Consider the following 12192-nt stretch of genomic DNA (forward strand, 5'->3'; position numbering starts at 1 on the left):
GCACCTCGTGATCTCTTATTCGAGGGTACTTACCCACCGGCGACCTGGATATGCGACGCACCAAGCTGAGATCGCGGCGGTACGCTTGACCGATGCCGAGCTACAGCTACCGGTGCCGCAGTTGCGGCGACACCTTCGAGGTGAACCGACCGATGGCGGAGTCGTCGAATCCGGCGTCCTGCCCCGCGGGCCATGCCGACACGGTCAAGCTACTGACCACGTTTGCCACGGTCAGCCGTGGTGGCACGGCACCGGCGCCGAGCCAGGCCGCGCCGCAAGGCGGTGGCGGCTGCTGCGGTGGCGGCTGCTGCGGCTGAGTCCCACCCGGCAGGCGGGCGACCGGTTCCGTAGGCCGAGCGCCGGGCTCAGTCGCGCCGATCCGCGTGGCCGAGATCACGGTCCGGCGCGACCCGGTCGCGCACCCGCTGCTTCAATACCGCGATATCGGGAAAACCGCCGTCGGCCTTGCGTTCCCACACCTGCTCGCCGTCGACGGTGATCCGGAAGATGCCGCCCGTCGCCGGGATCAGCGCCACCTCACCGAGTTCGGTGCCGAAGGTGCTCAGCAGTTCCTGCGCCATCCAGCTCGCGCGCAACAGCCAGCGGCACTGGGTGCAGTACTCGATCGCGACACGGGACATGCCGGCTCACGCTACCGTTCGGGCCCGCGGCGCGCCGTGCGCACTCACGCCTCGATCTCGCCGTCCAGGTAGACCCAGGCGCCGTCGGCGCGCAGGAACCTGCTGACCTCGTGCAGTGCGCCACGGGAACCGTCCGCCCGATAGTGCGCGACGAACTCGACCAAGCCGGTCTCGTCGAACAGCCCGCCGTCGGCGGTGCGCAGTATCTCCAGGAACAACCAGCGCTGGCCGGGATCGAGCTCCAGCTCGGCGGGCCTGGTGCGCGGATGCCACGATTGGCGTAGATAGTCGGTGTCCCCCACCGCGAAAGCGGTGTAGCGCGAACGCATCAACGCCTCGGCGGTCGCCGCCGCCCGCTTTCCGTTCAGCACCGGGCCGCAGCAGTCGTCGAAGGCCTCGCCCCGGCCACACGGACACATCCGGGTCCCACTCATGCTCCGATTCTCGCGTGCCGCCCGCGGCGAAGCTCCGCCCGGGTGGCCTGTTCCGCCGCGACGGCGCCGGTCACCTCGACTCGACGGCCGCCAGCGCGCCTGCGATCGCCACCGTCTGTTCGCGCCAACGGCGCAGGTCGGTGACGCTGGGCGCCAGCTCGTAGTCGTGGTGGTGCGCGGCCCGCGACAGCGCCGCCCACAGCGCGGCCACCTGCGCCGCCACCTCGGGTCCGGCGAAGGTGCGCAGCGCGATCAGCTGGGCACGCATCGGGCAGCGCATCAGCGCGGGCGCGAGTCGCCCCCACAGCTCATCCACGGACTGCTCCAACGCGATTCGCAGAATCCACGCGGTGGCGCGGGACCACAGCCCGCCCGCGTCGGTCACCGCGCCGGCCAGCAAGCGGTCCACGGTGTCGAGCCGCTCGGCCACCGACGGCCGCGGGCGCTTGGGTCCTTTCACGGGTCGCCGGTTGGCTCCGCGACCACCGATCGGTCCGCGGCGCGGTCCACGCTGGGCGCTCATGCCCGTGCCTCGCCGCTGCTACCCCAGTCGCCCCAACACATTCGGATGCTGTGCGCGCCGCTGTCCGCACCTCGCCGGTGCTCGATTCCCGCGCGGGGGGAGCGCCGCTGCAACCTGCTGTGCTCGGGCGTGCCCGCACCCGGCTCCGGCCTGCGCCACGCCGTCAGCGCGCGAGCCATGCGACGAACCTTTCTGTCTCGGTGATCAATTCACGCATGCCGCGGCCGATCGGCACGTGTGCGCCCGCGGTGGCGTCGCGCAACGCCTCGACCACCCATTTCCCTTCGCGCGCGACCAAATGCTTGTTGAGGTCGTCGACCTTGCCGCCGACCCCCATCACCGCGAGAGCCACCTTCGCCCTGGTGGATTGGGCCGCGTCGATGTGGCGCTCCACCTCGCGGTGGTTCATGCCGTCGGCGAGCAGCGTGCGCCTGGCCCGGCCGAGGCTCGCGGCCTCCACCGCGGAGCGACAGCAGGTGGCGACGAGTTCATCGGCGATGGCCTGCGGCAGCTGCGGGGTGCGCACCAGGGCGCGCGCGTCGTCGAGGTAGCGGCGGACCGGATCGCTGGACACCCGGACCTCGACCACCGAACGGTCCCGGCGCTGGACCTCGAGCACGGTGGCGTCGAGCTGCATCCGGCGCACCGCCTCGGCGAGGCGTTCGTCGTGGGTGAAGACGACCACCTGCCGCGTCCACGCGACCGCGGCGAGCACCCTGGCCAGCCCGTCCACCTTCGCCGGATCCATCGCCTGCACCGGGTCGTCGATCATCACGAAGCGGAACGGACTCTCCTCGACCGTGGCCCGCGGCAGAAACAGCGACAACCCGAGCGCGTGCAACTCACCCTGGCTCATCACGCCGAGCGCGGCGCCGTCCACCTCGTCGACGGTGACGTCGAGCAGCACCCGGCGCGCGGTTCCGGCGTTGCCCTGCAAGCGAATAGCGCCGAGCTCGACATTGCTCTGCTGGCGCAGCGTCTGCCACACCCAGCGCGCGGTGGTCTCCAGCGGTGTCATGCGTTCGCCGCGCAGGCCCGCGGTGGCGGACTTGAGCCAGTCCTCGGCCTTCTTGACGGTGCGCAGCTCGGCCGCGTGCGCGGCGACCTCGCGCGCACCATCCAGCCAGCTGACAATGCGCGGCACCAGCGGGGTCCACACCTCGTCGAGGCGGTCCAGTTCCTTACGGGTGCCCTGCTGCACCAGGTCGAGCTCGTCGACGAGCCTGGCGTGCGCGCCGCGCAACCGATCCGGCAGGTCGGGGGTGTAATCGGCGGAGGTGAGCGCGGCCCAGTCGGCCCAGGCCCGGCGCACGGCGGAGGTGTCCACCGAGGGCGGGTTACGCGGGTCGAAATCCAGTTCCGGCGGAACGAGATCCGGCAGCGAGCGCGCAGCGCGCAGCGCCTGGCCGAGTTCGGTGCGTGCGGTGGTCAACGCGTCGACCCGGGCGGCGAGGGTGGCGATCGAGTCGTCGGCCTCCCTGGCCCACGCGTCGTCCAGCTCGCCGCGACCGCACACCGGGCACGGGCAGGCGCCGCCCGCCCTGTGGTGGTCGCGGGCCCGGCGCAGCAGCTCGAGCACGCGCAGATCCGCCTCGGCGTCGGCGGTGGTGCCGCGGGTCAGCGCGGTACCGCACTCGGCGAGCCGAGCGGCCACCTCCGCGACCTCGGCCGCGGTGGGCAGCGTCAGCCGCACGATCGCGCGCAGGCCGGCCGGGCCGCTCTGGTCGTCGAAGGTACCGATGACCTCGCGCCCGACCGCGGCGAGGTCGGGTTGGGCGGGTCGCAGCAGGCTGTTCACCCGGATGGCGCGGTCGTCGGCCACCGTCTCGAGCGCCTCCAGCAGCTCGAGGCGTTCCTGGCGCGAATCGCGCACGGCGCGTTCCAGTTCCAGGCGGCGCATGCGAATTCGCTCCTGCGCCAAGGTCAGTTCGTCCAGGCCGAGCAGTTGGTGCAGCGCGTCGAACAGGTCGCTCGGTTTGCCGTCGACCAGCGCGCCGAGCTCGCTGTAGGACAGGAACGGCCGGTAGAGCTCCAGCCTGCCCGCCCAGCGGTCGATGTCGAACTCCGTCGGCGCGGCGGGCGGGTGCTGTTCGGTCCACTGCGCGTCGGGGAGGTCGGCGTCGGCGGCCCACTCCTTGGCGATGGTCAGCTGCGGCTTGTCGCCGGTGGTGAGCAGCTCCACCTCGATGCGGGCGGTGCCGCCGTCGTGCAGGTTCCGCCAGCCCTCGCGCCAGGCCGCGGATCTACCGTCCCAGCGGCGGTTGCCGCCGGTGAACACGAGCTCGGCGGCCTCGGCGAAGCTGGATTTGCCGCTGCCGTTGCGGCCGACGACCAGCGTCAGGCCCGGGCCGGGCGGTAGTTGCAGTTCGGCTTCCGGCCCGATGCCGCGGAAGCCGCGGACCCGGATGGCCCGCAGGAAGATCCCGCCGTCGTCGAATCGGGTTGCCCGATCATCGTTCTCACCGCCACCGAGGGCGCGCAGGACGGTGCGTGCGACCGAGGGCGTCACCGCGGGATCGTCGGCCAGCCGCCGGGTCACCACCTCGGTCAGCCGAGGCACCGGATCGGCGTCGGGACGCAATTTGGTCGGACCCCCTCCACCACCGAGCCGCTACACGTCCTCCGATCCCGTGCGCGGCGCCACTGTCGAAGCTGTGCGAAACGCTACCCGATCCCGTGGGATTCGCCCACCGGAGGTGAGACCTCCGGCAGCCATGCGAATCTGCCCGCGGGGATGGATATGGTCATCGAAACGGCTGGGGCCGCGCCTCGATGTCCACCCCTCGCCAGCCCCGGCGGGCAGCTCGATGGTGTATCACCCGATTTGGATGGTTCGGTCGAGCCGAACAGGACAGAATGCCAGAGAACATCGGCACATGCAAGATGTTTTCAGCACTGAAACTTACGATGGCACAGGTATTTCCGTGCGAACCACACCGGTCGACGCGGCACTTGTCGGTGGCCTGCGGTACAAATCCGGTCAACCGAGGAACGGGGGAAACATGACGCGCTGGAGCGAGGACCAGGTCACGGCGCTCGCGCCGGACGCGAGCTCGCTGTCGGCCGCGCGGAAACTCGCGAGCCGCTGGCGCGGCACGGGGCAGCACGACATCGCGCTGTGGGGACTGTGCCAGGGCAGCGGCGCCAAGCCGTATCAAACGATCGTCGATCTGTCCGGGCCCGCGTACAAGTGCTCCTGTCCCAGTCGCAAGTTCCCGTGCAAGCACGCGCTGTCGCTGTTGCTCGAATGGGCGGCGGGCCGGGTCGAACAGGCACCGGGGATCGCCGATTTCGCGGCGAGTTGGATCGACGGGCGGGTGGCCAAGGCCGCCAAACCCGCGGCGGAGTCCACCACCCGCACCGCGAATCCCGCTACCGCACAACAGCGGCGGGTGCGGGTCACCGCGGGGCTCGCCGAGCTCGACGTCTGGCTGGGCGACCAAATACGGACCGGGCTGGCGCAGACCGACCGCTCGTTCCGGGCGTTCGAGGCGATCGCCGCCCGCATGGTCGACGCGCAGGCACCCGGCATCGCCTCGGCGCTGCGCCAGCTGCCCACCGCCGTGGTGACCAGGGCCGACTGGCCCGAGGTCGTGCTGCGCGAATACGCGCGGCTGCACCTGCTCATCGCCGCGCACCGACGGTTGGACGAGTTGGCGCCGGAGTTGAGCGCCACCGTCCGCACGCATGTCGGTTATCCGAATCCCGCCGAGACGGTGCGCACCGAGCCCGCGGTCCGGGATCAATGGATGGTGCTCGGCGTCCGGATCTCCGAGGACGAGCGCCTCTACACGCGACGAACATGGTTGTACGGGCGCAGGTCTCGGCGCTGGGCGCTGGTGGTCGACCACTCGTTCGGTTCGCCGGGCTTCCCCGCGGACGTGCCGACACTCGGTTTGCTCGCCGACGCGGATCTGCACTACTACCCCGGAGCCGCACCGCTGCGGGCGCTGTGGGGTGAACGCCACGGTGCCGCAGCGCCTTTCACGACCTTGCCGTTCGATCCGGAGCACCCGGGCACGGTGGCCGCCGCACTCGACGATCACGCCGCCGCGCTCGGCGCCGATCCGTGGCTGCGCGGCTGGCCGGTGCTGCTCGTCGACGTGATCCCGGTGCACACCGAAAACGGTTGGTACATCACCGAATCCGACGGCACCGCGTTGCCGGTGGCGCCGGGCGAGCAGCCGTGGCGACTACTCGGTGTGTCCGGCGGCCATCCGGTGACCGTGGCCGCCGAGTGGACCATCGAGGGCCTCGTGCCGATCTCGGTATTCAGCGCTGGCGAGGTAATCGACCTGGCCAGGCTCGATCCGGTCGGCCGGAGCACCGCGCAGACTCGGGTCACACCGCCATCGAACGCGGCGGAGCTGACCTCTGTCGCGCTGCTCGGCACCGCGCGCCGGGCGCCGGACCTCACCCGGCTCGCCGCACCGGTGACGCGCGCTGCCGACCAACTGCCCGCCGATCCGGCCCTGCGCCTGCTCGAATCCGCCGCGCTGCACGACGTTTTCGCGCGCGGCGGGGTCCGCGCGGTCACCGCGACCGCGCCCGAACCCGCCGAGGACGACACGCGACGCCTGCTGCCACCCACCGCCGCAGGCCACCTCGCCCGCATGCTCCAGGAACGGTCTCCCTTTCTGCCGGAATGGTTCACCGCGGCCATGCCGTTCGACTACCGCGCGCCGGACGCCCTGTGCGGGCAGCTGCTCGATCAGGCGAAGAGCAACGCCGAGCTGCGGGAACCGCTGCTGCGCCTGGCGGGCACCCGTGGCCGATGGCTGGCCGGCCAGCATCCGGAGTGGCGAAACCTGGTGCGCGAGCAGCCCGCCGCGGCGGCCACCGAGCAGGTGTGGCAGTTCGGGCAGCCGCCGGAGCGGCGCGCGTGGCTGACCGAGCTGCGCAGACGGGACGCGGATGCGGCGCGCGAAACGCTCGCCGCGGCATGGCCGAAGGAGTCAGGGCCGTTGAAGGCGGAGTTGCTCGCGGTCCTGGCCGAGGGGATCTCCCGCGCCGACGAGCCGTTACTTGAGGCCGGGTTGGACGATCGGCGCGCCGATGTCCGGCGGACCGCCGCCGGGCTGCTGACCCTGCTGCCCGATTCGGCGTTCGCGCATCGCATGACCCGCCGTGCGAGCGACTGGATCCGCGTCGAGCACCGGCTGCTGCACACCGAACTCGTTGTCGCGCTGCCCGATACGCTGGACCCGCCCGCGCACCGCGACGGCATCACCGACCGCAGCGTCGAGTTCACCTACCGCTGGGGCGGCGCCCCCGACCTCACCGCGGGCAGACTGCGGCAGCTGGTCGCGGCGACGCCGCTCAGCCACTGGGCGAGCGTGCTCGGCGCGCCCGACAAGGCGGTCAAGGTGACGATCGACGACCGCTTCCGCCAGCCGATCTTCGACGGCTGGGTGGACGCCGCACTGGCCCAACATGATTCGACCTGGGCGCGGGCGCTGTTCGACGCGGGCGTGCCGACCGACGTCGCCATGCTGCGCAGGCGCGAGTTGTTCGCGCTGCTGCCACTGGCCGATCGCGCCAGGCACCTGCTCGAGCTGGACGGCTCCTGGCTCTCCGAGATCGAGGCGCTGTTGCCCGCGATGGGGCACCCGTGGCCGGAACAGCTGGCGCAGCACGTGATTCTGCTGTTGTTCGAACGTGCCCGCGCGGCGGCTCGCCGCCCCGAGGCGCACGGCAATACCCCCAATGCGCACCGGTCGCTGCTGTCCGCCGCGTCGGTGCACCTACCCGTTACCGCCGCGAGCGCCGCCGCCGTGGTCGCGCGCCGGTGCGGCGATCCCGCCTGGGAGCGAGCCTTCGATCAGCTCGCACACGACCTCAACCACCGCTCGATGATGCTCGAGGAGCTGCAGTGACCATTACCGACGTGACGCCCGACCTGCTGCGTCCGCACGCCGAACAGGCCTACGCCGACGAACTGCGCGCGCTCGCCGCCGCCGACGAGCGCCCGCGCCCGCCGTCCTGGCGGCTGTCCCCGTGGGCGGTGGTCACCTACCTGCTCGGCGGCACCCTCGACGACGGCACCGTGATCAGCCCGAAGTACGTGGGGCCGCGCAGGCTGATGGAGGTGGCGGTCGCGACGCTGGCCACCGACCGGGCACTGCTGCTGCTCGGCGTGCCCGGCACCGCCAAAACCTGGGTATCTGAGCATCTTTCGGCCGCCATCTGCGGTGAATCGACGCTGCTCGTGCAGGGCACCTCGGGGACGGCGGAGGAGGCGATCCGGTACGGCTGGAACTACGCGCGGCTGCTCGCCGAGGGCCCGAGCGAGGGCGCGCTTGTCCCGTCGCCGGTGATGACGGCGATGCGCGCAGGCGCCATCGCCAGGATCGAGGAGCTCACCCGCATCCCGTCCGACGTGCAGGACGCGCTGATCACCGTGCTGTCCGAGAAGACGCTGCCGGTACCGGAACTCGGCACGGAGGTGCAGGCGGCCAAGGGCTTCAACGTCATTGCCACCGCCAACGACCGCGACCGCGGCGTGAACGAGCTGTCCTCCGCGCTGCGCCGCCGCTTCAACACGGTGGTGCTGCCGCTGCCCGCCAGCGAGGACGAGGAGGTCGCCATCGTCAGCCGCCGCGTCGAACAGCTCGGCGCCTCCTTGGAACTGCCGAAGGTGCCCGCCGCGGCCGAGGAGGTGCGCCGGGTGGTGCGCGTCTTCCGCGAACTGCGCTCCGGGATCACCGCCGACGGCCGCACCAAGCTCAAATCGCCCTCCGGCACGCTGTCCACCGCCGAGGCCATCTCGGTGATCACCAATGGGATCGCCCTTTCGGTGCACTTCGGCGACGGTGTGCTGCGGGCCGCCGACGTCGCGGGCGCCGTGCTCGGCTCGGTGATCAAGGATCCGGTCGCCGACGCGGTGGTGTGGACCGAGTACCTGGAGGCCGTTGTCCGCGAACGCCCGGAGTGGTCGGACTTCTACCGGGCGTGCCGCGAGGTCTCCGGATGAGCGCCACCGCCGACACCGACTCGACGGCCGACGGTGCGCTGACCCGGGTGTTCGGCATCCGTCATCACGGGCCGGGCTCCGCGCGCTCGCTGCGGCTGGCACTGGCGGAGTTCCAGCCGGACACCATCCTGATCGAAGGGCCCGCGGATGCCGATCCACTGGTCGGCTACGTTGCGGCCGAAGGGATGCAGCCGCCGGTCGCGCTGCTGGCCTACGTGCCCGACGCGCCCGCGAAAGCCGCGTTCTGGCCATACGCGGTGTTCTCACCGGAGTGGCAGGCGCTGGCGTACGCGGCCGAACACGATGTGCCCGTCCGGTTCTGCGATCTGCCCGCGAGCATGGTCCTCGCCGCCGACGAGGAGCCCGGTGACCGGTTCGATCCACTGACCGAGCTGGCCGCGGCGGGCGGTTACGACGATGCCGAACGCTGGTGGGACGCGGTGGTCGAATCCTCGCCCGACGCCACCGCTTTCGAGGCGATCACCGAGGCGATGGGTGCCCTGCGCGAAGGTGCCGAGCAGGTAGCCGCCGAAGAGGATTCGACACCGTCCATCGATCTGCGCCCCGAGAAACCTGCGGCCAATTCGGTCGCCGAGGCCACGGGCGATGTGCTCGAGCTGGAGCCGATCCGACTTGGGCCCGTCCGCATCGACGCGCACACGCTGCGCCGCGAGGCGTACATGCGGCAGACGATGCGGAAGGCGTTGAAGGACGGGGCGGTTCGGCTCGCGGTGGTATGCGGGGCGTGGCATGCGCCCGCGCTGGCGGGCAAGCTCGGGCCCGCCGCCGCGGATACTCGGCTGCTGAAGGGCCCTCCGAAGACGAAGGCCACGCTGACCTGGGTGCCGTGGACGCATTCGCGGCTGTCCACCACCTCCGGATACGGCGCGGGGATCACCTCACCCGGCTGGTACCACCATCTGTTCACCGAGACCGAGCGGCCGATCGCGCGCTGGCTCACCAAGGTGGCCGGGGTGCTGCGGGCGCACGATCTGCCGGTGTCGAGCGCGCACATCATCGAGGCCGTCCGGCTCGCGGACGCGCTCGCCGCCATGCGCGATCGCCCGCTGGCCGGATTGTCCGAGGTCACCGAGGCCACCAGGGCGGTGATGTGCGGGGGCGACGAGACGATGCTGCGGCTGGTGGTCGACGAACTCGTCGTCGGCGAGGCCTTGGGCACCGTGCCCGAGGGCACGCCGACCGTCCCGCTCGACGCCGACCTGCGTGCCCGCGCCCGCACCCTGCGGATGAAACAGGAAGCCCTGTCCCGGGTACTCGATCTGGACCTGCGCAAAGAACGGGAGGTCGAGCGCTCTCGCCTGCTGCACCGGCTGCGCGTGCTCGACATCCCGTGGGGCGAGCTCACCACCGGCGAGGTGCGCAGCACCGGCACCTTCCGGGAGACCTGGACGCTGCAGTGGCGACCGGAGTACGCCATCGCCATCATCGAGGCCTCCCGGTGGGGCACCACCATCCGCACCGCCGCCGAGGCGAAGATCCTCGACACGGCCGGTCGCGCCGACAGCACCGTCGGCGACCTCACCGCCGCCCTGGAGGTCGCGCTGCTGGCCGACCTCGGCGGCGCCACCGACGGATTGATCAGCAGGCTGGAGTCCGCCGCCGCGCTGGACCACGACATCACCCACCTGCTGGCCGCCCTGCCCGGCCTGATCAGGACGCTGCGCTACGGCGATGTCCGCGGCACCGACACCAAGGCCCTCGCACATGTGGCCGACGGCCTGCTGGTGCGCGTCTGCGCGGGCCTGCCCGGCGCTGTCACAGGGCTCGATACCGACGCGGCCACCGAACTACGCAGCCAGCTCGACGCCGCGCACACCGCCATCCATACCCGCGACGACGGCTGGGCCACCGGCGAATGGCTCGGCGCGCTGCACAAACTCGCCGACCGCGACGACGTGCACGGCGCACTGGTCGGCCGCGCCGTCCGGCTCCTCTGCGACGCGGGAATCATCGACGAGAACGATTCCGCCCGTAGGCTTTCCGCCGCGCTGTCGGTCGGCAACACCGCCGCCGCGAAGGCCGCCTGGATCGACGGCTTCCTCGGCGGTCGCGGCCTGCTGCTGGTACACGACCGAGAATTGTTGCGCCTCATCGACGATTGGCTGAGCGAACTGCGCGAGGACCAGTTCGTCGAGACGCTTCCCCTGCTGCGCAGAACTTTCGGCGCTTTCGAATCAGGTGAGCGCCGAGCGATAGGCCGTGCGGTGCGCGATGGGGGTGGTGGCGCCGTCCGCACCGGCCACGACGGCAGTTTCGATGTGGCGCGGGGCAGCATCGCGCTGCGCTCCGCCGCAGAGATTTTGGGGGTCGCGGTGTGAGTAGGCCACCGATTGCCACACCGTCCGGCAGCGTCGCCCGGCCTCGACCGGCGCGGCCCGCGCCGATTGTCAGCTCGACCACCACGCAGAGGATCCAATGAACACCGACAACGAAACACAGGCGCGGCGTTGGCGTTTGGTGCTCGGCACGGCCGCCGAAGAAGGACTCGGCGGGCTCGGCTCGGCCGACGACGTCGCGATGGATCGCGCGCTGTCGGCGCTGTACAACGACGACGAACGGACCTCGGGCAAACGCTCGGGCGGGCTGGAGGGGTCCGCGCCCCGGGTGGCCCGCTGGCTCGGCGACATCCGCAATTACTTTCCCTCGACCGTCGTCGAGGTGATGCAGCGCGACGCCGTGCAGCGGCTGAATCTCACCCAGTTGCTGCTCGAGCCGGAGCTACTCGAGGCGGTGGAGCCGGACGTGCACCTGGTCGGCACCCTGCTGAGCCTGAACCGGGTGATGCCCGAAACCACCAAGGCGACCGCGCGTCTGGTGGTGGAGAAGGTGGTGCGCGAGATCGAACAGCGCATCGCCGCGCACACCGTCGCCGCCGTCTCCGGCGCGTTGAACCGGGCCGCGCGCGTCTCCCGCCCTCGGCTGCGCGATATCGACTGGGACCGCACCATCCGCAAGAACCTGGCCAACTACCTGCCCGAACACCGCACCGTCGTGCCGGAGCGGCTGGTCGGTTACGGCCGCAAAGCCCACGCCGTACAGCGCGACGTGGTGCTGGCCATCGACCAATCCGGCTCGATGGCCGCCAGCGTCGTCTACGCCTCCGTCTTCGGCGCCGTCCTCGCCTCGATGCGCTCGCTGCAGACCTCCCTGGTCGTCTTCGATACCGAGATCGTCGATCTCACCGACAAACTCGACGATCCCGTCGACGTCCTCTTCGGCACCCAGCTCGGCGGCGGCACCGACATCAACCGCGCCATCGCCTACTCGCAAACCCTCATCTCCCGCCCCACCGACACCCTCTTCGTCCTCATCTCCGACCTCTACGAGGGCGGCGTCCGCGACGAAATGCTGCGCCGGGTCAACGCCATGAAGGAATCCGGCGTCCAGGTGGTCGTCCTGCTCGCGCTCTCCGACGAGGGCGCCCCCGCCTTCGACCACGACAACGCCGCCGCCCTGGCCGCCCTCGGCGTCCCCGCCTTCGCCTGCACCCCCGACAAGTTCCCCGCCCTGCTCGCCGTAGCCCTGGACCGCGGCGACCTGCAAGTCTGGGCCAACGCCAACACGAGCCATAGCTGAAGGGATGTTGGTCATGTATCCTCG

The 12192-nt window shown here is 71.2% G+C and carries 10 protein-coding genes; 5 read left to right on the top strand and 5 right to left on the bottom strand.

Going from position 1 to position 12192, the window contains the following annotated elements:
* The first annotated feature begins 92 nt into the window (after window positions 1–92).
* Window positions 93–317, top strand: coding sequence for a zinc ribbon domain-containing protein (locus ACIHA7_RS02395; protein WP_107659023.1), 225 nt, complete (start codon window positions 93–95; stop codon window positions 315–317).
* 48 nt (window positions 318–365) lie between these two features.
* On the opposite strand, the gene ACIHA7_RS02400 is transcribed toward ACIHA7_RS02395, so the two are convergent.
* From ACIHA7_RS02400 to ACIHA7_RS02420, 5 genes are all read right to left on the bottom strand, one after another.
* Window positions 366–641: a SelT/SelW/SelH family protein gene (locus ACIHA7_RS02400; RefSeq protein WP_397284732.1), complete on the bottom strand. Its 276-nt coding sequence runs from the start codon at window positions 639–641 to the stop codon at window positions 366–368.
* A gap of 44 nt (window positions 642–685) precedes the next feature.
* A complete protein-coding gene (locus tag ACIHA7_RS02405; RefSeq protein WP_234391231.1) occupies window positions 686–1075 on the bottom strand; it encodes a YchJ family protein in 390 nt (129 codons plus the stop codon).
* A 70-nt stretch (window positions 1076–1145) separates the two neighbouring features.
* Complete coding sequence (locus tag ACIHA7_RS02410) at window positions 1146–1535, bottom strand: hypothetical protein (protein WP_397284734.1); 390 nt, start codon at window positions 1533–1535, stop codon at window positions 1146–1148.
* Window positions 1536–1594: 59 nt separating this feature from the next.
* The gene (locus ACIHA7_RS02415) at window positions 1595–1777 is read right to left on the bottom strand and encodes a hypothetical protein (RefSeq protein WP_397284736.1); all 183 of its coding nucleotides are present in this window, start codon (window positions 1775–1777) and stop codon (window positions 1595–1597) included.
* The gene (locus ACIHA7_RS02420) at window positions 1762–4179 is read right to left on the bottom strand and encodes an AAA family ATPase (protein WP_397284738.1); all 2418 of its coding nucleotides are present in this window, start codon (window positions 4177–4179) and stop codon (window positions 1762–1764) included. Before ACIHA7_RS02420 ends, ACIHA7_RS02415 begins: the two co-directional genes overlap by 16 nt.
* 421 nt (window positions 4180–4600) lie before the next feature.
* On the opposite strand from ACIHA7_RS02420, the gene ACIHA7_RS02425 reads away from it, so the two are divergent.
* The 4 genes from ACIHA7_RS02425 (at window position 4601) to ACIHA7_RS02440 (ending at window position 12168) form a co-directional block, all read left to right on the top strand.
* Window positions 4601–7474 carry an SWIM zinc finger family protein gene (locus tag ACIHA7_RS02425; protein WP_397284740.1) on the top strand — a complete coding sequence of 958 codons (2874 nt, stop codon included), beginning with the start codon at window positions 4601–4603 and terminating at the stop codon, window positions 7472–7474.
* Entirely contained in the window at window positions 7471–8571 is a 1101-nt protein-coding gene (locus ACIHA7_RS02430; RefSeq protein WP_397284742.1) for an AAA family ATPase, read from the top strand. Before ACIHA7_RS02425 ends, ACIHA7_RS02430 begins: the two co-directional genes overlap by 4 nt.
* Window positions 8568–10910 (top strand): DUF5682 family protein, encoded by a 2343-nt coding sequence (locus ACIHA7_RS02435; protein WP_397284745.1) that lies wholly within the window; start codon window positions 8568–8570, stop codon window positions 10908–10910. Before ACIHA7_RS02430 ends, ACIHA7_RS02435 begins: the two co-directional genes overlap by 4 nt.
* 97 nt (window positions 10911–11007) lie before the next feature.
* Window positions 11008–12168 carry a VWA domain-containing protein gene (locus ACIHA7_RS02440; protein ID WP_397284747.1) on the top strand — a complete coding sequence of 387 codons (1161 nt, stop codon included), beginning with the start codon at window positions 11008–11010 and terminating at the stop codon, window positions 12166–12168.
* Window positions 12169–12192 lie beyond the last annotated feature (24 nt).

This window comes from Nocardia sp. NPDC052316, assembly GCF_044547795.1.
In the GTDB taxonomy this organism is placed as follows: Bacteria; Actinomycetota; Actinomycetes; order Mycobacteriales; family Mycobacteriaceae; genus Nocardia.